The sequence below is a fragment of the Micromonospora sp. IBHARD004 genome (assembly GCF_052814115.1).
Map to the genome: position 1 here is coordinate 971,022 of NZ_CP199934.1, position 24,673 is coordinate 995,694.

The 24,673-nt window shown below is 74.6% G+C and carries 18 protein-coding genes; 11 read left to right on the forward strand and 7 right to left on the reverse strand.

The annotated features are described in order from the left end of the window. Positions 1-20: 20 nt before the first annotated feature. Complete coding sequence (gene purE, locus ACTWO6_RS04830; RefSeq protein WP_446218435.1) at positions 21-512, forward strand: 5-(carboxyamino)imidazole ribonucleotide mutase; 492 nt, start codon at positions 21-23, stop codon at positions 510-512. A 322-nt stretch (positions 513-834) separates the two neighbouring features. On the opposite strand, the gene ACTWO6_RS04835 is transcribed toward purE, so the two are convergent. Further along, a complete protein-coding gene (locus ACTWO6_RS04835; RefSeq protein WP_446218437.1) occupies positions 835-5,736 on the reverse strand; it encodes an SCO7613 C-terminal domain-containing membrane protein in 4,902 nt (1,633 codons plus the stop codon). A gap of 160 nt (positions 5,737-5,896) precedes the next feature. Next, positions 5,897-7,324, reverse strand: a complete 1,428-nt coding sequence (locus tag ACTWO6_RS04840; protein WP_446218438.1) for a UDP-glucose dehydrogenase family protein — start codon at positions 7,322-7,324, stop codon at positions 5,897-5,899. Positions 7,325-7,565: 241 nt separating this feature from the next. Between ACTWO6_RS04840 and ACTWO6_RS04845 the strand changes: the two genes are divergently transcribed. Next, entirely contained in the window at positions 7,566-8,729 is a 1,164-nt protein-coding gene (locus ACTWO6_RS04845) for an acyl-CoA dehydrogenase family protein (protein WP_446218439.1), read from the forward strand. 53 nt (positions 8,730-8,782) lie between these two features. Here ACTWO6_RS04845 and ACTWO6_RS04850 read toward each other — a convergent pair whose 3' ends face one another. After that, entirely contained in the window at positions 8,783-9,448 is a 666-nt protein-coding gene (locus ACTWO6_RS04850) for a hypothetical protein (RefSeq protein ID WP_446218440.1), read from the reverse strand. Between the two features lie 23 nt (positions 9,449-9,471). Between ACTWO6_RS04850 and ACTWO6_RS04855 the strand changes: the two genes are divergently transcribed. Both ACTWO6_RS04855 and ACTWO6_RS04860 read left to right on the forward strand, forming a co-directional pair. After that, positions 9,472-9,990, forward strand: coding sequence for an acyl-CoA thioesterase (locus ACTWO6_RS04855; protein WP_446218442.1), 519 nt, complete (start codon positions 9,472-9,474; stop codon positions 9,988-9,990). A gap of 150 nt (positions 9,991-10,140) precedes the next feature. Continuing rightward, positions 10,141-12,129: an acetoacetate--CoA ligase gene (locus ACTWO6_RS04860; RefSeq protein WP_446218443.1), complete on the forward strand. Its 1,989-nt coding sequence runs from the start codon at positions 10,141-10,143 to the stop codon at positions 12,127-12,129. A gap of 30 nt (positions 12,130-12,159) precedes the next feature. Here ACTWO6_RS04860 and ACTWO6_RS04865 read toward each other — a convergent pair whose 3' ends face one another. Next, positions 12,160-12,849, reverse strand: coding sequence for a TIGR03089 family protein (locus tag ACTWO6_RS04865; RefSeq protein WP_446218444.1), 690 nt, complete (start codon positions 12,847-12,849; stop codon positions 12,160-12,162). Between the two features lie 151 nt (positions 12,850-13,000). On the opposite strand from ACTWO6_RS04865, the gene ACTWO6_RS04870 reads away from it, so the two are divergent. Beyond that, positions 13,001-14,146: a glycosyltransferase family 4 protein gene (locus ACTWO6_RS04870; RefSeq protein WP_446218445.1), complete on the forward strand. Its 1,146-nt coding sequence runs from the start codon at positions 13,001-13,003 to the stop codon at positions 14,144-14,146. A 63-nt stretch (positions 14,147-14,209) separates the two neighbouring features. After that, positions 14,210-15,301, forward strand: a complete 1,092-nt coding sequence (locus ACTWO6_RS04875; RefSeq protein ID WP_446218446.1) for a mannose-1-phosphate guanylyltransferase — start codon at positions 14,210-14,212, stop codon at positions 15,299-15,301. A gap of 56 nt (positions 15,302-15,357) precedes the next feature. Here ACTWO6_RS04875 and ACTWO6_RS04880 read toward each other — a convergent pair whose 3' ends face one another. Continuing rightward, complete coding sequence (locus tag ACTWO6_RS04880; protein ID WP_446220562.1) at positions 15,358-15,960, reverse strand: NUDIX hydrolase; 603 nt, start codon at positions 15,958-15,960, stop codon at positions 15,358-15,360. A gap of 48 nt (positions 15,961-16,008) precedes the next feature. On the opposite strand from ACTWO6_RS04880, the gene ACTWO6_RS04885 reads away from it, so the two are divergent. Further along, positions 16,009-17,046: a hypothetical protein gene (locus ACTWO6_RS04885; protein ID WP_446218448.1), complete on the forward strand. Its 1,038-nt coding sequence runs from the start codon at positions 16,009-16,011 to the stop codon at positions 17,044-17,046. Between the two features lie 272 nt (positions 17,047-17,318). Further along, positions 17,319-18,323: an ArsR/SmtB family transcription factor gene (locus ACTWO6_RS04890; protein ID WP_446218449.1), complete on the forward strand. Its 1,005-nt coding sequence runs from the start codon at positions 17,319-17,321 to the stop codon at positions 18,321-18,323. Between the two features lie 58 nt (positions 18,324-18,381). Here the strand turns inward: ACTWO6_RS04890 and ACTWO6_RS04895 are convergent, their stop codons facing one another. Both ACTWO6_RS04895 and cofD read right to left on the reverse strand, forming a co-directional pair. Continuing rightward, on the reverse strand, positions 18,382-19,470 hold the full coding sequence (locus ACTWO6_RS04895; protein WP_446218450.1) for a coenzyme F420-0:L-glutamate ligase: 1,089 nt from the start codon (positions 19,468-19,470) through the stop codon (positions 18,382-18,384). Beyond that, complete coding sequence (cofD, locus tag ACTWO6_RS04900; RefSeq protein ID WP_446218451.1) at positions 19,467-20,468, reverse strand: 2-phospho-L-lactate transferase; 1,002 nt, start codon at positions 20,466-20,468, stop codon at positions 19,467-19,469. Before cofD ends, ACTWO6_RS04895 begins: the two co-directional genes overlap by 4 nt. Before the next feature lie 99 nt (positions 20,469-20,567). Between cofD and ACTWO6_RS04905 the strand changes: the two genes are divergently transcribed. The 3 genes from ACTWO6_RS04905 to ACTWO6_RS04915 all read left to right on the forward strand — a co-directional run bounded on the left by ACTWO6_RS04905 (position 20,568) and on the right by ACTWO6_RS04915 (position 24,654). Beyond that, a complete protein-coding gene (locus tag ACTWO6_RS04905; RefSeq protein ID WP_446218452.1) occupies positions 20,568-21,485 on the forward strand; it encodes a hypothetical protein in 918 nt (305 codons plus the stop codon). A gap of 176 nt (positions 21,486-21,661) precedes the next feature. Further along, positions 21,662-24,208, forward strand: a complete 2,547-nt coding sequence (locus ACTWO6_RS04910) for a bifunctional FO biosynthesis protein CofGH (protein WP_446218453.1) — start codon at positions 21,662-21,664, stop codon at positions 24,206-24,208. 170 nt (positions 24,209-24,378) lie between these two features. Then, a complete protein-coding gene (locus ACTWO6_RS04915) occupies positions 24,379-24,654 on the forward strand; it encodes a hypothetical protein (protein WP_130331849.1) in 276 nt (91 codons plus the stop codon). Positions 24,655-24,673: the final 19 nt, after the last annotated feature.

Sequence of the window (24,673 nt, forward strand, 5' to 3'; positions counted from 1 at the left end):
CGAACGAAAGGAAGGCCAGAGTGAGCACCGTCGGACTGATCATGGGCAGCGACTCCGACTGGCCGACCATGAAGGCCGCCGCCGAGGCGCTGGACGAGTTCGAGGTGCCGTACGAGGTCGCGGTGATCTCGGCGCACCGCACCCCGGTCAAGATGATCGAGTACGGCCGGGACGCCGCAGACCGCGGCCTCAAGGTGATCATCGCTGGTGCGGGCGGTGCCGCCGCCCTGCCCGGCATGGTCGCCTCGGTCACCCCGCTGCCGGTGATCGGCGTGCCGGTGCCGCTGAAGCACCTCGACGGGATGGACTCGCTCCTGTCCATCGTGCAGATGCCGGCCGGCGTGCCCGTGGCCACCGTGTCGATCGGCAACGCCCGCAACGCCGGGCTGCTCGCCGTGCGCATCCTGGCCGCCTCGGACCCGGCGCTGCTGGAGCGGATGGCCGCGTACCAGGCGGGCCTGGAGGAGCTGGTCGCCGAGAAGGACGCCGCGCTCCGCGCCTCCCTCGGCTGAGCCGGGGTGTCACTCCCCGCGATGCTGCCGGGTGGTGACTTGCTGTGATCGGTGCGCCGGGACCGGAGGATCCTCGCACCGCCTTTGCTCTGCTTCACCCTACGCAACACCGGTGCTGAGCTGGCGCTTTCTCTTCCACTCCTCCGACAGGTCGTGGCTGCGGCTGTCACCGTCGGTTGCTGTTGCGTGGGCTGCAGCAGAGCAAAGGCGATACGACCATGCCGTCCGTCCGGAGGCTCAGACACGGACAGTGAGCGAGTGCCGATCAGTCCCGGTCGCCCCCCTCTGCCCGCCCTCGACGCAGACCCGATGACCCTCCGACTCATCGCATGCCGCGCAGGGCGGTCTGCAGGCGTTCCTGGGCGCGGCGGCGGCGTTCGTTGCTCGCCCCGAGCACCAGCAGCACAAAGCCGACCGGGATCAGCACCAGCCACGGCCCGAGGCTGAACAACGCGTGCACCGCCGCGATCGCGGTGACCGTGGCGCCCACGATCACCGGCGCCTGCTGCCGGCTGGTCGAGCCGAAGATCAGCACCGCCACCGCGCCGAGCAGCAGCAGCACCTGCCGCAGCATGCTGGAATCCGTCGCCAGCACGATGGCCAGCGTCGGCACGAACGCGGCCACCAGCGCCGGCCCGTACGCGATCCAGCTCGACAGGTCCGGCCGGTGGCGCAGCTCCAGCACCCCCACCAGCAGGGCGAGCACGGCGAACGGCAGCGTGTACGCCTCGGGCAGCGCCACGTCGGCCACCCGCATCAGGATCCACCAGGCGCTGATCTCGCAGGCCACCACCGCCCAGAACAGGATCCGCCGCTCCACCGGCCGCCGGCCCGGCCGGCCCGCGGCCACCCCGAGGACGGCGCCCCAGGCGGCCAGCAGCGCGGCGATGTGCCGGGGAGAGTCGAAGGCCAGGGCCAGCGCGATGAGGGCGGCGGCGTACCCGCTCCACTCCACGGTGGCCGCCTCCCGGTACGCCTCGGGGCGACGCAGCCGGGGCAGGGTCGCGGCGAAGACCTGCAGCGCCGCCCCCACCGCCAGCACCCCGAACGCGGACCACACGGCGGCCAACCCGACCACCAGGCCGAGGGTGAGCACGAAGAGCTGCGCCATCAGCGAGGCGAAGAGCCAGCCGAGGATGCGGGCCCGCTGCGTGGTGCCGAAGAGCGCGGCGACCGCGCCGACGCCGACCGCCCCGCCCAGGGTGAAGAGGGTCAGCTCCCGGGTGGCGAGGCTGCCGGCCAGCCCGGCGCCCCCGGCGGCCAGCCCGATCGCGAAGACCAGCACCCGGGTCACCCGCAGCGACCGCGCCGGCTCGACCAGCGGCGGTGGCGGGGTCAGGGCCAACCCGAGCATCGAGATGGTGAAGACCACCAGCCCGGCGAGCGCGCTCTCCGGCCAGCCGTGGCCGAGCGCCACCGGGGTGATCAGCAGGGTGACCGCGGCGCCGGGCAGCACCACCGGCACGGCCCGGGACCGCCGGCCGCCGCTGAACCCGGTGGCGGCGAGCGCGGCGGTCACGGTGAGCAGCAGCGCGGTCAGCACGTGCGTCGGGTCGATCGCGTCCGCCGGCGGGGTGATCAGCTCCGGCGGCGGCCCCTGCCAGACCCGGGACAGCGACCGGAACGGCTCGACCAGCGCGACGAGCAGCGGCGGCGCGAGCGTCACCAGGGCCAGCGTGGTGGGCAGCACCGCCGCGGCGAGCGCCCCGGCCGCCGGGCTGACCCGCCAGCGCAGCTCCGTCCCGTCGTCCGGCAGCCGGCGCAGCGCCCCGTCCAGCAGCACCGACCAGCGGCGCACCGGCCGGGCCGAGCCGGTCGGCGGGGTGGTGGCCGCCCGGACCAGCTCGGCGAGCACGCCGAGCAGCGCCGCCGCGGCCGCGTACACCCCGGAGGGCAGGCCGGTGACGATTGCGGCCACCGCGCTGACCGTCGCGCCGCCGACCACGGCCACACTCACGTACGGCAGGTACTGCGGGACCTGCCGGCGGACCACCGCCACCGCGGCCAGGCCGAGGCTGGACGCGGCCAGCGCGGCGGTGACCACCACCTGCGGGGAATGCTCGAACTCGGCGGCCAGGGCCGCCACCGCGCCGGGGAGCGCGAGCAGGGCGGCGCCCGCCGCCGCGCCGCCCACCTGCACCAGGTGCGGCGGCATCCCTTCGGTCTCGATGTCCTCCACCAGCGGCGGCGCGAGGCTCCGGGCCAGGGCGGCCACCACCACGCCGATCAGCGCGATGCTGCCGAGCGCCAGCGCGGTGGTCCACGGCCGGACCAGCCCGGCGCCGGCCGCGTGCAGGGCGACCACCCCGGCCACGGTGGCCCGGGACAGCGCCGCCCGGGGGTCGATCGCCGCGACCGCCGCCATGCCGAAGATCGTGGCGACCGCGGCGCCCACCAGCACCGGAGACCACCAGGGCAGGTCGAAGGCGGCCGGGGTGCCGATGGTGGCCAGCACGACGGCGGCCCCCGCCACGTCGTACTTCCACGGCGTCGGCAGCAGGATGCCGGCGGCGACGGCCAGCAGCGCCAGCGCGACCGGCGCCTGCCAGGTCGCCCCGCCGGTCGGCGCGGCCGGCCAGCCGGTCAGGTCGCCGGCCCAGATCGCCCCCGGAGTGGCCAGCACGCCGACCCCGCCGCGCAACGCGGTCCAGCCGGCGATCAGGCCGATCAGCGTGCCGCCGACCGTGATGCCGAGGATCGGTCCGCGCCGCCATTCCTCGGGCATCGCCCGCGCCGCGACGGCGACCACCAGCACCAGCGCGGCCGCCACCACGAGCTGCCCACCGGGCGCGAGCACGGCGGCGATCCGGGCCAGGGTGGCGATCAGCGCCACGGTGGTCGCGGCAGCCGCCAGGTCGGACCCGTCCAGCGAGAGGTCGGAGCGGCGACCCCGGTCGATGGACGGGGCGAGGAAGAGCAGCACCGCGGCGACGAGCAGCAGCGCGCCCACCCAGGCGTCGGCGCTGGTCGTGCCGGGCGCGCCGAACGCGGCCGCGGCGACCGCCAGCGCGCCGAGCCCGGTCCCCACGGCGTGCGGCAGGCTGAGGTGCCGCTGCGCCACCTGGCGGATGGCGGCGTAGCCGAGGGTGACGCAGACGCCGAGGAAGCTCGCCGCGAGCACCGGGACGGTGACCTCGCGCAGGCTCGCCGGGGTGGGGGTCGGGTCGGTGGGCACCGTGGCGGCGACGAACGCGGCCACCGCCCCCGGCAGCGCGAACGCCGCCCCGCCGGCGGCCCAGCCGGAGACCGTGTCCGCTGCGGCCGGGGCGATACTGATCCGGGGCGCGAGCGAGACCAGCGCGCCGGCCAGGAAGAGCGTGGCCAGCGCGGCGGCGGTCAGCGCCGGGCGGGAGAGCGCCGCCCCGGCGCCGAACAGGCCCAACCCGGTCGCGGTGACCGCGTGCACCACGGCGGAACGTCCGCTGTCCGCGGAGAGTCCCAGCACGCCGATGCCCACCGCGGTCAGCAACATCGGCCAGGGGGCGGCCGTCCAACCCAGACCGAGCGAGGCCGGTACGGCGAGCGCGGTCAGCGCCGCCCCGAGCACCGCGAACTCGCGCCGGATCTCCGGTGGCAGGGCGATCACCGCGGCGACGGTCAGCAGGAAGGCGCTCGCGGCGAGCTGCCAGCCGGTCGGGCCGACGGCCGCCGCCAGCGTGGCGTGCCACCGGTCCAGGTCCGCCCCCCAGGCGGGCAGCGCCGCCCGGACCGGCGCCAGCCCGGCCCGCAGCGCGCCGCCGGCCACCACCAGGCCGCTGACCGTCAGGGCCACGGCCGAGGCGAGCTGCGGCCCGCGCCGGGCCGCCTCCGGTACGGCCCGCACGGCCAGCCCGGTGAGCGTGATCACCGCCGCGATGAGCAGCAGCGACCGGCCGGGGAAGGCGACCGAGGCGATCCGGCCCAGCGCGCCGATCACCGCGAGGGTGACGATGCCGGCGCCGACGTCCGGCAGCGGCGCTCGACGCAGCACCAGCGTCCCGCCCAGCCCCACCAGCGCGGCGAGCAGCAGCACCGCGCCCGTGCCGATGGCGACCGACACCGTGTCGGCGCGCAGCAGCGCGGTGACCGCGTACGCCAGGGCGACCGCGACCGCCGCGCCGTGCAGCACCCAGGTCAGCTCGCCCAGCCAGGGCACCGGCCGGACCGGTCCGGGCGCCGGGGCGTCCGGCGCCTCCGCGCCGAGCACCTCGGCGGACTCCTCGGGGTCCCCCTCCGGCCGGCCCTCGGCCGCGCGCTGCCGGGGTGGCGCCGCCGGTGGCGGGGTGGGCAGGTCGCGCCGGACCGGTCGCTCGACGACCACCGCCGAGCGGGCCAGGGCGAGGTCGACCACGGCGACCGCGGTCAGCGCCAGCGCCCAGCCGGTCGGCCCGGTGATCCGGTCGTACGCCAGCAGCGGCAGCACCGGCTGGGCGGCGAGCACGGTGGCGAAGCGCGGCGCGCGCAGCCAGCTCCCACGGGCGTACCCGAAGGCCACCAGGGTGGTCACCAGGAAGATCGACCCGGCGAAGACCGCGCCCGAGGCGCCGCCGCCGATCCGGTCGACCGCCCAGAGTGCGTACCCGGCCAGCGGCACCAGCAGCAGGCCGACCGCGGCGATCGTCTCGGCGGTCGAGGTGAGCCCGCGGCGGGCCAGCACCGGCGGGGCGAGCAGCATCAGCACCGTCGCGACCAGCAGCACGCCCAGCCGGGCCAACGCGTCCATCGAGCTGGTGGCGACCGCGGCGAAGACCACCGCGGCCACGCCGAGCAGCAGCGCGCCGAGCCCGAGGGGGATGTTCTGCACCTCGCGGGAGGAGGCCTCCGGCGGGTGCTCCGGGTCGTCCACGTCGAGCCAATGCGCGGTGGACCGGGGCGGCGGTGGGAGGTCGTCCGGGTTGGGTGGCGGGGTGCCCTGCCGGGGCACCCGGGGCGGCGCGCCGGTGGCGGCCGTCGGCGGGCGGCGGCCCGGTCGGCGGCGCAGCACCCGGCGGGGACGGGTGGCCTGCTTGATCCGTTCCTCGCCGGCGTGCGCGAGGATGTCCCGCTGGAAGAGGGCGGCCTGCATCTTGGCGGCGATCTGCCGTTGCTCGCGGGCGATCTCGGCGTCCCGCGCCTTCATCTCCGCGATCGAGCGCTCGATCTCCGCCAGGTGCTCGGCCCACTGCGGCTGGTCGGCCCCGCAGTGCGGGCAGATGATGGCCGGCTTGATCTGCCGCCCGCACGAGGCGCATCTGAAGGTCTGCACGACACCCCTCCGTCCGGCCGGCCCGCAGTGTGGACCTCCACTGTCGAAGCATGCCCTGACCGGGCGCGGATTTCGACAGTTGCCGCCGCGTCGGGGGCAACAAAAAGAAGCGGCCGGCCGTGGAGCAGCTCCACGGCCGGCCGTACGTGTCGGGTCGGGGTCAGGGGCGGCCCATGCCGCGGTACTCCCAACCCGCCTGGGTCCACAGTGTGGAGTCGAGGCAGTTGCGCCCGTCGACCACCCGCCGGCCCTGCACCAGCTCACCCAGGGCGACCGGGTCGGCGTTGCGGAACTCGGCCCACTCGGTGAGCACACAGACCAGGTCGGCGCCGCTGACGGCGTCGGTCATGGTCTCCTCGTACGTCAGCTCGGGCACCGCCCGGCGGGCGTTCTCGGTGCCCTGCGGGTCGAAGACGTGCACGTCGGCCCCGGCCTTGCCGAGCAGCGAGGCGACCGCGAGCGCCGGGGCGTCCCGGACGTCGTCGGTGTTCGGCTTGAAGGTGGCGCCGAGCACGGCGATCCGGGTGCCGGAGAGGTCCGGCCCGGCCGGGCCGGAGCGGCGGCCGAGCAGCTCGGCGGCGAGCTGGACCACCCGGGTCCGGCGGCGCAGGTTGATCAGGTCGACCTCGTGCAGGAAGCGCAGCGCCTCGCCGGCGCCCAGCTCCTGTGCGCGGGCCTGGAAGGCCCGGATGTCCTTGGGCAGGCAGGCGCCGCCGAAGCCCAGGCCGGCCTGGAGGAAGCGGTTGCCGATCCGGGGGTCGTACCCGATCGATCGGGCCAGCTGGGTGACGTCGCCGCCGGCGGCCTCGCAGACCTCGGCCATCGCGTTGATGAAGGAGATCTTGGTGGCCAGGAAGGCGTTCGCGGCGACCTTGACCAGCTCGGCGGTGGCGAAGTCGGTGACCACCAGGGGGACCTCGCGGTCCTCGGTGGCGGCCAGGTCGAAGACGCCCTTGTGGGCGGCGTAGAGCATGCCGTTGGCCCACTCGCTCTTGACGCCGACCACGATCCGGTTGGGGCGCAGCACGTCGTCGACGGCGAAGCCCTCCTGGAGGAACTCGGGGCTCCACGCCACCTCGACGCCGAGGTCGGCGGGGGTGTGCTTGCCGACCAGCTGCTCGACCCACTCGGCGGTGCCGACCGGGACGGTGGACTTGCCGACGATCAGCGCCTTGCGGGTCAGGTGCTGGGCCAGGCTGGTCACCGACGCCTCGACGTACGACAGGTCGGCGCCCATGCCGTCGGCGCGCTGCGGGGTGCCCACGCAGATGAAGTGCACGTCGCCGAACTCGGCGGTCTCCGCGATGTCGGTGCTGAACCGCAGCCGGCCGGCGGCGAGGTTGCGCCGCAGCAGCTCGTCCAGGCCGGGCTCGTGGATCGGCACCTCGCCGGCGTTCAGCTTGGCGATCTTGTCGGCGTCGACGTCGTAGCCGAGCACCTCGTAGCCGAGCTCCGCGTAGCAGATGGCGTACGTCGCACCGAGGTAGCCGGTGCCGAGGAAGGTCACCCGGGGCCGGGCCGCGCCGGAGGGCGGGGTCACCGCGGCGATGGCCGGTACCGGCTGGGTGTTCGGGTACGGGATCGTCACGCCTGTCTTCTCCGCTCGCACTGGCGGCGCTTCCTTGCGTCGCGTTCGGCTGCGGCGCCTGGCCGGGCACCGGGTTGGGGGGACGTTCTGTGGTCGCCGGTCGGCGTCGACGCCTGTCACGCACGAGCCTACGCGGCGGTAAGGAGCACCAGAACCCCGGTCGCTATCCTTCACTCTGCGCGGTCGGCGGTTCTCAGGCGCTACAGACTGGGCATGATAGCGGTGAAGGGGAGGGGCCAACATGGCCGCAGAGCAGTCGTTCGACGTCTACCGGTTGCCGGAGGAGCACGAGGCGATCCGGGAGGCGGTCCGTGAGGTCTGTGCGGCCAAGGTGGCCCCGCACGCCGCTGAGGCGGATGAGACCGGTGAGTTCCCCAAGGCGTCCTACGACGCGCTGCGGGCGGCCGACTTCCACGCCCCGCACATCCCCGTCGAGTACGGCGGCGCCGGCGCGGACGCGCTGGCCACGGCCATCGTGATCGAGGAGGTGGCCCGGGCCTGCGCCTCGTCCTCGCTGATCCCGGCGGTCAACAAGCTGGGCACGATGCCGCTGATCCTGGCCGGCTCGGAGGAGCTCAAGCGGAAGTACCTGACCCCGGTGGCGGCCGGCGACGCGATGTTCTCGTACTGCCTCTCGGAGCCGGAGGCGGGCAGCGACGCCGCCTCGATGACGACCCGTGCCGTGCGTGACGGCGATCACTGGATCCTGAACGGCGTGAAGCGGTGGATCACCAACGCCGGGGTCTCCGAGTACTACACGGTCTTCGCTGTGACCGATCCCACAGCCCGCTCGCGGGGCATCTCCGCCTTCGTCGTGGAGAAGTCCGACGCCGGGGTCAGCTTCGGCGCGCCGGAGAAGAAGCTGGGCATCAAGGGCTCCCCGACCCGCGAGGTCTACCTCGACAACGTCCGGATCCCGGCGGACCGGATGATCGGCGCCGAGGGCACCGGCTTCGCGACCGCGATGAAGACCCTGGACCACACCCGGGTCACGATCGCCGCGCAGGCGGTCGGCATCGCGCAGGGCGCGCTGGACTACGCCAAGGGGTACGTGAGCGAGCGCAAGCAGTTCGGCAAGGCGATCGCCGAGTTCCAGGGTATTCAGTTCATGCTCGCCGACATGGGCATGAAGCTGGAGGCGGCCCGGCAGCTCACCTACACGGCGGCCGGCAAGTCCGAGCGCGGCGACGCGGACCTGACCTACTTCGGCGCGGCCGCGAAGTGCTTCGCCTCGGACGCCGCCATGGAGATCACCACCGATGCGGTGCAGCTCCTCGGCGGCTACGGCTACACCCGCGACTACCCGGTCGAGCGGATGATGCGGGACGCCAAGATCACCCAGATCTACGAGGGCACCAACCAGGTCCAGCGCATCGTCATGGCCCGCCAGCTGCTCAAGGGCTGACCGGCGGAACCGTTGGGGCGGGCGGGCCGGGGTCACCGGCCCGCCCGCGACGGTCATCGGATCTCGGTGGTGCCCTCCGGTCGGGTGGTGGCGCGCGGTGGCGCGGACCACGGCGACTCGCCGGTGCTCCGGCGGGGCAGCGATTCGGTGGGGGTCGGGTCGGGATAGCCGAGGGTGGGCGGGGTGGTGTCCCGGTCGTTGCGGGCACCGGACGGCGGCCACTGGCTGAGGCTGAAGGTGTTCTCGGCCGGCTTGTCGGCCGAGGTCAGCTCCGCCTCGGTCGGTGCCGCCGCCGCCGGCCACCGCCGCCAGCGCTGCGCGCTGAGCGCCGCCATCAGCAGCAGCACGCCGATCAGGAACACCGTGCCGTTCTCCACCGGCTGGCGCAGCGGCAGCGGGTCCCCGAGCACCTTCCAGCCGTCGGGGATCCAGTCGCGGACCTTGAACGGCGCGATGAACATCCCGACGTACGGGGCGATCAGCAGCAGCCCGGCGACGAGCGCACCGAGCGGCGAGAAGCGCAGCGTGCCGAGCAGGCCGAGCAGGATGCCGGCGACGCCGAGGTAGACGGCCGGCTCGATCAGGTTGGGCGTGCTGTACGTACCGATCTCCACCCAGCGGTGCACGGTACGTCCAGACCCGTCCTGACCGAGGGTGACGAGCGCCCAGGTGACGGGCGCCACCACCAACCCGGCGAGGAAGCTCCAGAGATGTCGCATCCGCGCACCGTACCGTTTTCGGCATGACAGATCATCCCTCCACCGTGCCGGCGGGCAAGCCGACGTCGTACTCCCGGGTCACGCTCAGCCGCATCATGACCGCAGTCGATGTCAATCTGTACGGGACCGTGCACGGTGGGGTACTGATGAAATTCGTCGACGACGTGGCCGGGGCTGCCGCGGCGCGGCACAGCGGCGGCACGGCGGTCACCGCCTCGATCGACGAGATCGTCTTCTCCGAGCCGGTCCGGGTGGGTGACCTGGTGCACGCCCACGCCCAGGTGAACTGGACCGGCAACACCTCGATGGAGGTGGGGGTGCGGGTGGTCGCCGAGCGCTGGGACTCGGCCGAGGACGAGCCGGTCCGGGTGGCCACCGCGTACCTGGTGTTCGTGGGGGTGGACGTCGGCGGTGCGCCGCGCGCGGTCCGGCCGGTGCTGCCGGAGACCCCGGAGGACGAGCGGCGGTTCAGGGAGGCGGAGATCCGCCGGGCGCACCGGCTGGCCAAGCGTCGGGCGATCCAGGCCGCCCGCGCCGGCTGACGCCCGGTCCACATACCCGCCGGGCGGGGCGTGTGGGCCGGCCACGCCCCCTGGACGGCACCCGGTGCGGAGAATGGCGCTGCGAGGTAGGGCAAGATGGCGGCACGGCCCATGTCACAGTGTCGTGCGGGCCGCAGGGAGGGTGGAGCAGTGGGTGACGTGCTGTGGACGCCGCCGGCCGATGTGCGCGAGCGGTCCCGGATCGGTGACTACCTGCGCTGGCTGGCCGAGCACCGGGGGCTGGAGTTCGCCGACTACGACGCGCTCTGGCAGTGGTCGGTCACCGACCTCGACGCGTTCTGGCGGTCGATCTGGGACTACTTCGAGGTGGTCGCGCACACCCCGCCGACCGCCACGCTGACCGACCCGGCGATGCCCGGCACCCGCTGGTTCCCCGGCGCCACGCTCAACTACGCCGAGAACGTGCTGCGGATGCCCGGCCGGGGCGACGACGACCAGGTGGTGATCGCGCACGGGCAGACCCGCCCGCCGGTCACCCTGACCGCGGCCGAGCTGCGCGAGCAGGTCCGCCGGGTGGCGGCGGGGCTGCGCCGGCTCGGCGTCGGCCCCGGCGACCGGGTCGCGGCGTACGCGCCGAACATCCCCGAGACGTACGTGCTGCTGCTGGCGACCGCCAGCCTCGGCGCGATCTTCTCCTCCTGCGCGCCGGAGTTCGGCACCCGCAGCGTCACCGACCGGTGGCAGCAGATCGAGCCGAAGGTGCTGGTCGCGGTCGACGGCTACCGGTACGGCGACAAGCCGGTGGACCGGCGCGGCGAGGTGGCCGCGATCCGGGCCGCCCTGCCGTCGCTGGCGCACACCGTCGGCATCGCGTACCTCGACCCGGCCGGCCCGCCGCCGGAGGGGGCGCTCTCCTGGGCCGAGTTGGCGGCGGAGACCGACGAGCCGCTGGCCTTCACCCCGGTGCCCTTCGACCACCCGCTCTACGTGCTCTACTCCTCCGGCACCACCGGGCTGCCCAAGCCGATCGTGCACGGCCACGGGGGCATCCTGCTGGAGCACCTGAAGATGCTCGCCCTGCACCACGACCTGGGCCCGGCGGACCGGTTCTTCTGGTTCACCACCACCGGCTGGATGATGTGGAACTTCCTGGTCTCCGGGCCGGCGGTGGGCGCGACCATCGTGCTCTTCGACGGCAACCCGGGCCACCCCGACCTGGGCGCGCTGTGGCGGCTGGCCGACGAGACCGGCACCACCTACTTCGGCACCTCGGCGCCGTTCCTGCTGGCCTGCCGCAAGGCCAACCTGGTGCCGAAGGCGATCGCCGACCTCTCCGCGCTGCGCGGCGTCGGCTCGACCGGCGCGCCGCTGCCCGCCGAGGGCTTCACCTGGGTGTACGAGAACGTCGGCGACCGCCTCCAGCTGCAGTCCCTCTCCGGCGGCACGGACGTCTGTACCGGTTTTGTCGGCGGCGTCCCGCTGCTGCCGGTGCACGCCGGCGAGATCACCTGTCGGGCGTTGGGCGCGAAGGTGGAGGCCCGCTCGGCCGACGGCACCCCGGTCATCGGGGAGCTGGGCGAGCTGGTGATCACCGCGCCGATGCCGAGCATGCCGGTGGGCTTCTGGAACGACCCGGACGGCGTCCGCTACCGGGAGGCGTACTTCGAGGTCTACCCGGGCGTCTGGCGGCACGGTGACTGGATCACGATCAACGAGCGCGGCGGCTGCGTGATCACCGGCCGCTCGGACGCCACCCTGAACCGGGGCGGCGTCCGGCTCGGCACCGCCGAGTTCTACTCGGTGGTCGAGGGGCTGGACGAGGTCGTCGACTCGGTGGTGGTGCACCTGGAGGACGACGAGGGCGGCGCGGGGGAGCTACTGCTCTTCGTGGTGCTGGCCGAGGGACTGGAGCTGGACGACGCGTTGCGGAAGAAGATCTGCCGCGAGCTGCGGACGGCCCTGTCGCCCCGGCACATCCCCGACGAGATCCACCAGGTCCGCGCCGTCCCGCGGACCCTCTCGGCGAAGAAGCTGGAGGTCCCGGTCAAGAAGATCCTCACCGGCACTCCGGTCGACAGCGCCGCCGCCAAGGGCGCCCTGGCGAACCCGGAGTCGCTGACGGCCTTCGCCGCCTTCGCCCAGCGCCGCACCCCCACCGACAAGCCCACCCGCGCCTGACCCGGCCTGTCGATCACCGCAGGAAGGTCGCTAGGCGAGGGTGCGGGTGACCTTCTCGCTCGCTGCCCGGGAGTCGAGGCAGGACGGGTCCAGATTGCCGCAGAGGACGATGCTGGCCGCCCGGGTCAGCGGGGCCAGGAGCCAGTCGACCGGGTCGGGGTGGCGGGCCGCGTCGACCAGCAGGCGGTCGCCGGGGGTGATCCCCAGCGCCGTCGCCCGGGCCTCCGCGCGGGCCAGCAGCTCCGCGTCCGCCTCGCCGCCCTTCGGGTACGGGGTGAAGTGGTCGCCGTGGCCGCGTACCTCGACGACGTAGTCGGCGAAGCCGGATGGCACCTGCCGCAGCGGCGCGGCGAACGGGGCGAGCGCGAGGGCGTACCGCTCGCCGGCCGACCAGGCCTCCGCCTCGGCGGCCCGGTCGGCCCCGGCGAAGAGCACGTCCACGGCACCCGGCGTGTCGACCACCGTCAACTTCGCCGACCAGCAGCCGAGCAGCACCGCGGCGGTCTGCCAGTGCGGCGGCAGCAGCACCCCGGCCGTGTCGCCGGGGGCGAGGGCCGCCTCGTCGACGAGCAGGTTGGCCGTCTTGGCCACCCAGTTCGCGAGCGTCGCGCCGGACAGCTCGGTCCGCTCGCCGGTCGCGTCGTCGTACCAGGTCAGCAGGGGACGGGTCGGATCGGTCGCGAACGCGTCGGCGAAGACCCGGGCAATGTTGTCGGCCATCGGCGCGAACGATACGCGGTCCCCGCCCGTATTCGATGTCGATGACAAGTCGGCGTACCGTCGGGTCGCAGTCAGCGTCGGGGCACCGCCCCGGCGTAGGCTTGCCGACAGTGTTGTTCACCACAGACCCGCCATCCTGAGGAGTCGCCCCGTGACCGCCGGTCGCCCGCCCCGCGTGCTCATCGACGCCACGAGTGTCCCCGCCGACCGTGGCGGCGTCGGTAGATACGTCGATGGCCTGCTCGGCGCCCTCGGCAAGGTCTGCGGCTCCGGCGTGGACCTGGCCGTGGTGAGCCTCCGCACCGACCTGGAGCGCTACACCCGGATGCTGCCCGGGGCGGAGATCCTCCCCGCGCCGGCGGCGGTCGCGCACCGTCCCGCCCGGCTCGCCTGGGAGCAGACCGGCCTGCCGCTGCTCGCCCAGCAGGTGGGCGCGGACGTGCTGCACTCGCCGTTCTACACCTGCCCGCTGCGGGCCGGCTGCCCGGTCACGGTCACCGTGCACGACGCGACCTTCTTCACCGAGCCGGAGCATTACGACAAGTCCCGCCGGACGTTCTTCCGCAGCGCGATCAAGACGTCGCTGCGCCGAGCCGACCGGGTGATCGTGCCGAGCAAGGCCACCCGGGACGAGCTGATCCGGCTGCTCGACGCCGACCCGACCCGGATCGACGTGGCGTACCACGGTGTCGACCAGGCCGCCTTCCACGCCCCGAGCGAGGAGGAGAAGGCCCGGGTCCGGGCCCGGCTGGGGCTGGGCAGCAGCAGCTACATCGCGTTCCTCGGGGCCAAGGAGCCGCGCAAGAACGTACCCAACCTGATCCGCGGCTGGGCCCGCGCGGTGGCCGACCGGGTCGACCCGCCGGCCCTGGTCATCGCCGGCGGCCAGGGGCACGACGACGACATCGACCGCGCGGTGGCCGAGGTTCCGTCCCACCTGCGGCTGCTCCGCCCGGGCTACCTGCGCTACGCCGACCTGCCCGGATTCCTCGGCGGCGCCCTGGTCGCCGCCTACCCGTCGTACGGCGAGGGTTTCGGCCTGCCGATCCTGGAGGCGATGGCCTGCGCCGCGCCGGTGCTCACCACGCCCCGGCTCTCGCTGCCCGAGGTGGGCGGCGACGCGGTGGCCTACACCAGCGAGGACCCGGCCCAGATCGCCACCGACCTGGCCGCCCTGCTGGACGACGAGCACCGCCGGCTCTCGCTGGCCAAGGCCGGTTTCGACCGGGCCAAGGAGTTCACCTGGGAGTCCAGCGCCGAGGTGCACATCGCGGCGTGGAGCCGGGCGCGTTCCTGACGGCTTCCCGACGCTCCGGCCGACCCGGCGTCCGTAGCATGTCAGGTCGGGCATGATGTGCTGATGTTCTACGCCGTCATCCCGGCAGGTGGCAGCGGCACGAGGTTGTGGCCGCTGTCCCGTGCCGGCCACCCCAAGTTCCTCCACCCGCTGACCGGCACCCCGGCCTCGCTGCTCCAGGCCACGGTGGACCGGCTCGCGCCGCTGACCACACCCGAGCGGACGTTGGTGGTCACCGGTGCCGCGCACGTCGCGGCGGTGGCTCGGCAACTGGCCGGCCTGCCGGAGGAGAACATCCTCGTGGAGCCCTCGCCGCGCGACTCCTGTGCGGCGATCGCCCTGGCCGCCGCGGTGATCGCGCTGCGCGACCCGGAGGCGGTGATGGGCTCGTTCGCCGCCGACCACCTGATCGGTGACCCGGCCCGCTGGGCGGAGACGGTGCGCCAGGCGATCGGCGGCGCCGAGCGCGGGCTGCTGATGACGGTGGGGATCACCCCGACCCGGCCGGAGACCGGCTACGGCTACCTGGAGACCGGCGACCCGACGGGTGCCGGTTCACTGCGTCCGGTCACCGAGTTCAAGGAGAAGCCGGCCGCCGAGGTGGCCGAGGGGTACGTCCGTTCCGGGCGGCACCTCTGGAACGCCAGCATGTTCGTCTGGCGGGTGGACGTCTTCCTGGCCGAGCTGGCCCGGCAGCAGCCGGCGCTGCACGCCGGGATCACCGCGATCGCGGCCGCCTGGGGCACCCCGGAGCAGGACGAAATCCTCGGCACCGTCTGGCCGACCCTGCCGAAGATCTCCGTGGACTACGCGGTGATGGAGGGCGCGGCGACGGCCGGCCGGGTGGCCACCGTGCCCGGCGACTTCGGCTGGAACGACGTCGGCGACTTCCACACCCTCGGCGAGGTGCTGCCAGCCGACCCGGACGGCAATGTGGTGCTCGGCATCGACGGCAAGCCGGGCGTGCTGCTGCACGACAGCCGGGACCTGGTGGTGGTGCCGCAGTCGGGCCGGCTGGTGGCCGTCCTCGGCCTGCACGACCTGATCGTGGTGGACACCCCGGACGCGGTGCTGGTCTGCCCCCGCGACCGGGCCCAGGACGTCAAGAAGCTGGTCGACGAGCTGAAGGAGCGCGGCGAGGAGGGCTACGTCTGATCCCGGCGGGCCGACCGCGTCGCCCGGCCGGCCGCTCCGGCTGCGCGGAGGCCGGCTCAGCGGGCGGTATGACCTCGCAGGGCGGCCAGGGCCGGCGCGACGAGCTGGACCGTCCCGTCGGCCAGCGGCTCGGGCAGCCGGTCGGGCGGGAACCAGCCCAGCGCCTCCGATTCGGCACTGACCCGCTCGGTGGCCCCGGCGGGGGCGAAGATCGCGAACCGGACGTCGTAGTGCAGCGAGCCGCCCTGGCAGCTCACCGGGTGGATGTCCACGTCGATCGGGACCGGGTCGACCGTCAGGCCGGCGATCCCGGACTCCTCGGTCGCCTCGCGCAGAGCGGCGACCGCCAGGGTCCGGTCGCCGGGCTCGCAGTGCCCGCCGAGCTGCACCCACTTGCGGAACTTGCCGTGCAGGCAGAGCAGCACCCGCCCGCCGGTGGGATCGAGCACCAGCGCGCTGGCGGTGACGTGCCCGGCGCGGTGGCTCCGGCTCATCGCCACCGGCCCCGCCGTCAGCAGCTCCAGCGTGCGGTCCCGCGCCGCACCCGCCGCCGGACCGGTCGGTCGCCAGCCGGCCAGCACGGCGGAGGCGTCGGCGTGCAGGTCGGCGTAGGCCTCGGCGGTGGGCGACGGGACGACGGGACCGGTGGCGGGGAGGATGTGGGGCACCCCGACACTCTACGAGCGCCGTCTCCGTACCCTGGCCCGGTGACCCTGCGACTCGTCGAGTTCGTCGTGGCCGGCAACGAGGCCAGTGACCTGCTGCCGGTCCGCTCGCCGGCGTTGCTCCGCGCGCACCGGGCGCGGCGCGGCTTCTGGACGGTCCTGGACGAGGGCCCGGTGGAACGCTGCCTGGCCCTGCTGTTCGAACGCGAGGACGGCGAGTGGGTGGCGCACCACGTCGCCGCCGACGCCGGCGGGGAGAACGGCCGGACCGAGGACGGTGAGGCGCTCGCCCACCACGACGGCTGGGTGTACGTCTTCGGCTCGCACTTCGGCTCGAAGGCCGGCCCGCTGCGGCCCCGACGGGCGTTCGTGGCCCGGTTCCGGGAGGACGACGCCGCGACCGGGACGCTGCCCGTGCACGTGGTGCGCAACCGGTTCCGGCTGCACCGGGCGGTCAACGACGCGCTCGCCGCCGCGCCGCTGACCCCGCTGCCGCCGGGCGACCGGGTCCGGCACCGGTTCATCGTGGAGACCCTGGCCCGGGGCACCGCCCGGGCGAAGAGCTGGGTGAGCCGGCTGGAGGAGGACGACCTGCCGCTCAACGTCGAGGCGGCCGCCTTCACGCCGGCCGGCACGGTGCTGCTGGGGCTCCGGTTCCCGGTGACCACCGAGGGCGAGCCGATCCTGGTGGAGCTGGCCGGGGTGGCCGGGATGTTCGCCGCCGACCCGGCCTGGCCCCGGGCCGTCGGGGCGTACGCGCTCACCGGGGTGACCCCGCCGGGCGCGCTGGCCGGCTTCCGGGCGATCGCGCCCACCGCCGACGGCGGGTACGCGGCGGTGATCGGGTCGATCGACGCGCTGGGCAAGGGCTCGGTGCTGCTCGACGACCATCCGCAGGGCGGCGCGGTGGCCTCGCGGCACGTGAGCTTCCGGCTCGACGTCACGCCGGACGCGCGGGTGGCCGGGAAGGTTGTCGCCGACCTGGCGCCGTTCCACCACGTGGAGGGGCTGGCCGAGCTGGCGGGACGCTGCTGGTACGTCACCGACGAGGACCATCGGGTCGCGCTCTGGAGAGACTGACACACTCCGGGTCGAGCCGGTGGGCGGCCGGGTGACACCTCTGCGGAGCATGGGCCGCAGACCCTCGTGGTGCCGCCCGGTCGCCGTTTCCCGGCCCCCGGCCGCCCCGGCGCCGGTGATTTCCCGACCCCGACGGGCAAGGGGAAGCATGCCCAACCGGGCCCGGCTGCGTCGAGGTTTTTCAGCTCACGCTTAAAGATGGAGATAAGTACCGGCGGGTAGAGTGCAGATGGTCGGCGGGCGCTCCCTCTGCCCCGCCCCGGGAGCGGTCCATGCTGAAGATCCTTTTCACGAGCGAGGACATCCTGCGGACCAGGGTGGCCCCCGCCGCGGATCCGGTCTGGGAACTGGTCCTCAGCCTGCACCTGTTGCAGGGCCGCAGCCGGGACCCGCTGCTGGCGAACTGGCGGCGCAGCCTGGCCCGGACCCTGCGTACCGACACCGCCGCCGACCGCCTCCGCCTGCTCTTCGCGCTGAACCCGCCCCGCGGCTACTTCCCCGACTTCCTCACCCCGTACGAGAGCCTGGCGGGCTTCGAGGCGGGGCTGGAGGCGGTCCGGGGCACCCCGGTCGACCTGCTGCGCCGGGACCTGACCCGGCTGGCCGGGGAGACCCCGCTGCCCGCCTCGGCGTCCGCATTGGCCCGGGGCGAGCCGGAGGTGCTGCGCCACCTCACCGACTCGATGACGCGGTATCAGGAGCTGGCCATCGCGCCGTACTGGTCCCGGATCCGGGCGGCGGTGGAGGCCGACCGGGCGCGGCGGGCCCGGGCCCTGCTCGACGGCGGCGTGGAGGGGCTGCTGGCCAGCCTGCGCCCGAGCATGCGCTGGGAGGCGGGCATGCTCGAGGTGCTCGACTACCCGGACAGCCGGGAGCTGCACCTGGACGGTCGCGGGCTGCTGCTGGTCCCGTCCTTCTTCTGCGCCCGGACCCCGGTGGCGCTGCTCGACCCGACCCTGCGGCCGGTGCTGGTCTACCCGGTCGACCGGCTCGGCGGGCTCGCCCCGGAGCCCGGCCGGGGCGCCGGTCCGGCGCCGGGCGACGGGAGCAGCCAGGCCCTGGCGGCCCTGCTCGGGCGGACCCGCGCCGCCGTGCTCGCGGTGACCGAAGACGGCTGCACCACCGGCGAGGTGGCCCGTCGGCTGAACATCTCGCCGGCCGCGGCCAGCCAGCACACCGCCGTGCTGCGCAACGCCGGGCTGCTGGTCAGCCACCGGGACCGCAACACCGTGCTGCACACGCTGACCCCGCTCGGCCGGGCCATGCTCGACGCCTGACGTCGCGGGGGCGGCCCGGGGAGCCAAGCTCCAGGTCGCCGAACTGGCGGGTCGGTGGTCAGACGGCCAGGGCGGCGCTGGCGGTGCTGCCGTCGGGCGGCGGCAGGAGCGCGGAGGGGATCCCCTCCGCGGCCAGCGCGGTCCGTAGCCGTTGCAGGTCGGCGCCGAAGCGCACCAGGTCCGGCTGGTCGACCGGGGTCGGCGGGGCCCCGAGGACCAGCCCGGTGGCCTGCGCCGGCCAGCCCGGCACGGTGGCCACCAGACCGGCGCGTACCTCCTCGTCGGTGACGTGGGTGAAGACCGTGCCGGGCGCCACCACGTCGGCGACCGCGGCGACGGCCCGGTCGACCGCGGCCGGGTCGGCCGGCGTCGGCCCGGGCCCGTCGGCCAGGGTGGCGGCGGCCCGCAGCCCGGCGGCCTTCGCCTCGGCGGTGCCCAGCGAGAAGAGGTCCATCTCGGCGTCCCGGACCAGGGCCCGGGCGCCGTCGCCGTCGTCGGCCCGGGCCGCGCCGAGGTAGCCCCGGACCACTGCGACCGGCACCTGGTCGCACTTGCCCTTGATCAACTCGCCGGCGCCGGCCAGCTCGTCCACCACGGCCATCTGGGTCAGTTGCAGCTCGTTGCCGTACGGGTCGATCTCGCCCCGGTGGTCGCGGATGGCCGACATCCCGGCCACGCCGAGCGCCACGTCGGTGAGCCCGTTGCGCCACGGCCGGCCCATCGTGTCGCTGATGATCACCGCGACGTCGAGGTCGTAGCGGTCCCGCAGCGCCGCGCGCAGCTCCCGCGCCGAGGCGTCCGGGTCCTCCGGGAGCAGCACCAGCCGGGTCTTGTCGACGTTCGAGGCGTCGATCCCGGCGGCGGCCATCACGAAGCCGTGGTGGGTCTGCACGATCCGGGTCGCCCCGCGGGTGGCGACCACCCGGGCCGTCTCGGCGGCGAGCACCTCGTCCCGGGCGGCGAGCCGCTCCGGCCCGTCCGCCGGCACGTCGACCAGCCGACCCTCCGCCTTCGACACGATCTTGCTGGTCACCACCAGCACGTCGCCGTCGCGCAGCCACGGTGCCGCGGTGGCGATCATCGCCGCCAGGTCGTCGCCCTCGGTCACGTCGCCGATGCCCGGCACCGGCAGGATCTCCAGTCTCACACCAACTCCAATGCGGCCCGGACCATCGCCACCGTCGCCGCCTCGTCGGTCATCCGCAGCGGCGCCGTCCGGACGGTCACCCCCGGCACCAGCGTGCCCTCGTCCTCCGGCGCGACGAGCCAACCGTCGAGCAGCCCGCCCGCCGACCGCCCGCCGTAGAGGCCGCCCACCCCGGCCGCGCTGCACTCCACGCCGAGCACGGACAGGCAGCGGTCGGCCATGCCGCGCACCGGCGCCCCGCCGATGATCGGCGACACGCCCACCACCGGCGCCGGCCCGTCGGTGACCGCTTCGCGCAGCCCCGGTACGGCCAGGATCGGCGCGATGCTCACCACCGGGTTGCTCGGCGCGATCAGCACCACGTCGGCGGAGCCGATCGCCTCCAGCACCCCCGGCGCCGGCTTCGCGGTCTCCGCGCCGACGAAGACGAACCGGTGCGTCGGGATCTCCGCCCGGTACCGCACCCACCACTCCTGAAAGTGGATCGCCCGCTGCCCCTGGTCGCCATCCACAGCCCCGGCGCTGTTCCCGACCGCGGGGCCTGCGGGCTCATTCCTCCCGCTCACCACCACGTGGGTCTCCAGCCGGTCGTCGGTGGCCGGCAGCATGGTCAGGCCCGGCTCCCACCGGGTGGCCAGCGCCTGGGTCACCGCGGAGAGCGGGTACCCGGCGTTGAGCATCGTCGTCCGCACCAGGTGCGTCGCGATGTCCTTGTCGCCGAGGCCGAACCAGCTCGGCTCCGCGCCGTACGCCGCCAGCTCCGTCTTGACCGTCCAGGTCTCGCCCACCCGGCCCCAGCCCCGCTCCGGGTCGGCGCCACCGCCCAGCGTGTACATCACGCTGTCCAGGTCGGGGCAGACCTTCAGCCCGTGCAGCAACAGGTCGTCGCCGACATTGACCACGGCGGTCACCTCGGCGCCCATTTCCCGGGCGTACGCCCGGACGCCGAGCAGGAACCGGGCGCCGCCGATCCCGCCGGTCAGAACCACGATGCGCATGACGTCCATCCTTCCGCACGCGCCGCCGTCGATCGGCCGGTGGCCGGGGAGACTAGGCTCACGTCGGCAACTGTCCGTTTTCGTCCCCAGGGGGAGCTCGTGACCAGCCCCGCCGAGCCCGCGTCCACCGACGCGAGGCAGGCCAGCCAGCTGACCAAGCCACTGCGCGAACTGGCCGCGCTCGTCCTGCTCGGCGCGAACGCCGTGCTTCTCTTCGTCGGCCTCTTCCGGCTGCTGGTGTCGACGGACGACTACAGCACCTTCAGCGGCCGGGCCGGGTCCACCTTCTTCAGCTTCGTCGGCGTCGAGTCGACCGTGCTGCCGGTGCTGGCCGTGCTGCTCGCCACCCACGTCCGGCCGGTGCTGCCCAAGGCCAAGCTGATCACCCAGGTCGCCCTCGGCGAGTACGCGTTCGGCGCGCTCCTCGGCGCGCTGACCTTCCTGATCTGGCTGGTCGGCCGGCTCGCCGAGGGGGAGGTGCTCGACGCCCTGCTCGGGTTGCTGACCCGGGCCGCCTGGCTGGCGATCTTCGCCGTCGCCGGGTACGTCGTCTTCAAGGTCTGGCACGCCCTGTACTACACGCCCAAGCCCAAGCCGCAGCCCGGTGTCTACGGCCAGGCGCAGCCCGGTTGGCCGCAGCAGGGCGGCCACCCCGGCCAGCCTGGCGGCTACCCGGCCCCCGGCCAGGGCGGCTACCCGTCGGCCGGCGGTTACCCCGCCCCGAACCAGCCCGGCGGCTACCCGGCGCCGAACCAGCCCGGCGGCTACCCGCAGCCCGGGCAGTACGGTCAGCCGAACCCGCCGGCGCCGCCGTTCAACACCGCCCCGCCGTACGGCAACGCCCCGCACTCGACGCCGCCGGCCGGCGCCCCGCACTCCGCGCCGCCGTTCGGCCAGCCGCCGTCGGCCGACCCGACCCAGGCCATCCCGCGGCAGCCCGCGGAGTTCGGCCAGCCGGCCCCGTACGACGACCACACCCAGCGCTACCACCGGGACGACCCGAACCAGCAGCGCTGACCCACGCCCGCCCGGCAGGACCGCACACCACCGGAAAGAGTGGCCTCCGCACGCCGGGAGGCCACTCTTTCCGCTGGCGCGCGGCCTCGTGCGGCGAGCCGCCGGCAGGCGGCGTCCGGGAATGGGGTCCAGGCGTGCGGTCGGGGCCGCCGAGGGTCAGCGCATAGGCTGAGCGGATGGTTGATCGCACCGACTCCGCCCCGACCGCGGCGAGCGTGCAGCGGGCGCTGCGCCGAGCCGCGACCGGGCGGGCGCTGGACCGCGACGAGGCGACCGCGCTGCTGACCGCCCGGGGCGCCGCGCTGGACGAGCTGCTCCGGATCGCCGGCGACATCCGCGACGCCGGGCTGCGCGAGGCCGGCCGTCCCGGTGTGGTCACCTTCTCCAAGAAGGTCTTCGTCCCGCTGACCCGGCTCTGTCGGGACCGCTGCCACTACTGCACCTTCGCCACGGTGCCGCACCGGTTGCCGGCCGCGTTCCTCGACCGGGACGAGGTGCTGGCGATCGCCCGCGAGGGCGCGGCGCAGGGCTGCAAGGAGGCGCTCTTCACGCTCGGCGACCGCCCCGAGGAGCGCTGGCCGGCGGCGCGGCAGTGGCTGGACGAGCGCGGCTACGACTCCACCCTGGACTACCTCCGCGCCTGTGCGGTGGCGGTGTTGGAGGAGACCGGGCTGCTGCCGCACCTGAACCCGGGCGTCCTGTCCTGGTCGGAGCTGCAACGGCTCAAGCCGGTCGCGCCGAGCATGGGGATGATGCTGGAGACCACGGCGACCCGGCTCTGGTCGGAGCCGGGCGGACCGCATTTCGGCTCGCCGGACAAGGAGCCGGCGGTCCGGCTCCGGGTGCTCGACGACGCCGGACGGGTCGGGGTGCCGTTCACCACCGGCATCCTCATCGGCATCGGGGAGACCCTCGCCGAGCGGGTCGACGCGCTCTTCGCGATCCGCCGCGCGCAGCGGGAGTACGGCCACCTCCAGGAGGTGATCGTGCAGAACTTCCGCGCCAAGCCGGACACCGCGATGCGCGGCATGCCCGACGCCGAGCTGCATGACCTGGCCGCCACGGTGGCGGTGGCCCGGGTGCTGCTCGGGCCGCGGGCCCGGATCCAGGCCCCGCCGAATCTGATCGAGGGCGAGTACGACCTCCTCCTGCGCGCCGGCATCGACGACTGGGGCGGGGTGTCCCCGGTGACCCCGGACCACGTCAACCCGGAGCGCCCCTGGCCACAGCTCGACGAGCTGGCCCGGCACACCGCCACGGCGGGCTTCACCCTGCGGGAACGGCTCACCGTCTACCCCGAGTACGTCCGGGCCGGCGACCCCTGGCTGGATCCGCGCCTGCTGCCGCACGTGACCGCGCTGGCGGACCCGTCGACCGGCCTCGCGATCGAGTCGGCCCGCCCGGTGGGCCGCCCGTGGCAGGAGCCGGAGGAGGTGTTCGGCGGCCGGACCGACCTGCACGTGACCATCGACACCGCCGGGCGTACCGACGACCGGCGCGGCGACTTCGACAGCGTCTACGGTGACTGGTCGGAGGTGGCCGGCAAGGCCGACGCCAGCCTGGCCGGCGCCGCCCGGGCCGGCACCCGTGCCGGGGCGACCGGCGGCGCGGGCGACCACGACCTGCGTACCGGGCTCCGGTTGGCCGCCGACGACCCGGCGGCGCTGCTGGAGCCGCGGCACGCGGACGCGGCGCTGGCGCTCTTCGCGGCCGACGGCCCGGCTCTGGACGAGCTCTGCCGGCGCGCCGACGAGGTGCGGCGGGACGTGGTCGGCGACGACGTCACCTACGTGGTCAACCGCAACATCAACTTCAGCAACGTCTGCTACGTCGGCTGCCGGTTCTGCGCCTTCGCCCAGCGGGAGAGCGACGCGGACGCGTTCCGGCTGTCGCTGGAGCAGGTCGCCGACCGGGCCGAGGAGGCGTGGGCCGCCGGCGCCAGCGAGGTCTGCCTCCAGGGCGGGATCGACCCGAAGCTCCCGGTGACCGGCTACGCCGACCTGGTCCGGGCGATCAAGGCGCGGGTGCCGGGGATGCACGTGCACGCCTTCTCCCCGATGGAGATCGTCACCGCCGCCGCGAAGGCCGGCGTACCGGTGAAGGAGTGGCTGGTCCGGCTCCGCGAGGCCGGCCTGGACACCATCCCGGGCACCGCCGCCGAGATCCTCGACGACGAGGTGCGCTGGGTGCTCACCAAGGGCAAACTGCCGGCCGCCGCCTGGGTCGAGGTGGTGAGCACGGCCCACGAGCTGGGCATCCGGTCCAGCTCCACGATGATGTACGGCCACGTCGACCACCCGGGCCAGTGGCTCGCCCATTTCCGGGTGCTGGCCGGGGTGCAGGACCGCACCGGCGGCTTCACCGAGTTCGTGGCGCTGCCGTTCGTGCACACCAACGCGCCGATCTACCTGGCCGGCATCGCCCGGCCCGGCCCGACCTGGCAGGAGAACCGGGTGGTGCACGCGATGGCCCGGCTGCTGCTGCACGGCCGGATCGACAACATCCAGTGCTCCTGGGTGAAGCTGGGCGACGAGGGCACCGTGGCGATGCTCCGGGGCGGCTGCAACGACCTGGGCGGCACGCTGATGGAGGAGACCATCTCCCGGATGGCGGGCTCGGGCAACGGCTCGGCGCGTACCGAGGAGCAGCTGCGGGCGATCGCGGCGGCGGCCGGGCGACCGGCCCGCAAGCGGACGACCGCGTACGGTCACGCCCGCGCGTAGCGTCGAACCTTTCCCCGCCGCCGGCCGTACCACTGGCTGCCGGCGGCGGTCGCGGCGAGGACCGCCGCCGGCAGCCCCCACCGGGGGCGCCCGGCGGCGTCCGCCTCGGCGGAGCGCCCGGGGCTCCCGACCACCGCGGGCGCTGACGCGCCGGCCCGGAAAGGTTGCCCATGACCACTGATCAGCGGAAGCGGCCCTGGCCGCGACTGACCCGCCGGCAGACGTTGACCGCCGCGGCGAGCGCCACCCTCGGCGCCGCCGCCCTCACCGTGCCGGGCCTGTCGGCCGCACAGAACACCCCGTCCGCGGGCCGCCGGGATGACCCGATCGTGGTCCACCTCCGCGACGCGGCCTCCGGGACCATGGACGTCTTCGTCGGCACGACCCGGATCGAGGTACGCGACCGCGCCCTGGCGGACCGGTTGCGGCGCGCCGCCCGACGCTGACCCGCCCGCGCCGCCCTGC

What these genes read in the sequence shown, in the direction of transcription:
- ACTWO6_RS04845 (WP_446218439.1), top strand. Translation starts at nt 7,566, where the DNA reads ATGGCCGCAGAGCAGTCGTTCGACGTCTACCGGTTGCCGGAGGAGCAC.
- ACTWO6_RS04850 (WP_446218440.1), bottom strand. Translation starts at nt 9,448, where the DNA reads ATGCGACATCTCTGGAGCTTCCTCGCCGGGTTGGTGGTGGCGCCCGTC.
- ACTWO6_RS04855 (WP_446218442.1), top strand. Translation starts at nt 9,472, where the DNA reads ATGACAGATCATCCCTCCACCGTGCCGGCGGGCAAGCCGACGTCGTAC.
- ACTWO6_RS04865 (WP_446218444.1), bottom strand. Translation starts at nt 12,849, where the DNA reads ATGGCCGACAACATTGCCCGGGTCTTCGCCGACGCGTTCGCGACCGAT.
- ACTWO6_RS04875 (WP_446218446.1), top strand. Translation starts at nt 14,210, where the DNA reads ATGTTCTACGCCGTCATCCCGGCAGGTGGCAGCGGCACGAGGTTGTGG.
- ACTWO6_RS04890 (WP_446218449.1), top strand. Translation starts at nt 17,319, where the DNA reads ATGCTGAAGATCCTTTTCACGAGCGAGGACATCCTGCGGACCAGGGTG.
- cofD (WP_446218451.1), bottom strand. Translation starts at nt 20,468, where the DNA reads ATGCGCATCGTGGTTCTGACCGGCGGGATCGGCGGCGCCCGGTTCCTG.
- ACTWO6_RS04910 (WP_446218453.1), top strand. Translation starts at nt 21,662, where the DNA reads ATGGTTGATCGCACCGACTCCGCCCCGACCGCGGCGAGCGTGCAGCGG.
- ACTWO6_RS04915 (WP_130331849.1), top strand. Translation starts at nt 24,379, where the DNA reads ATGACCACTGATCAGCGGAAGCGGCCCTGGCCGCGACTGACCCGCCGG.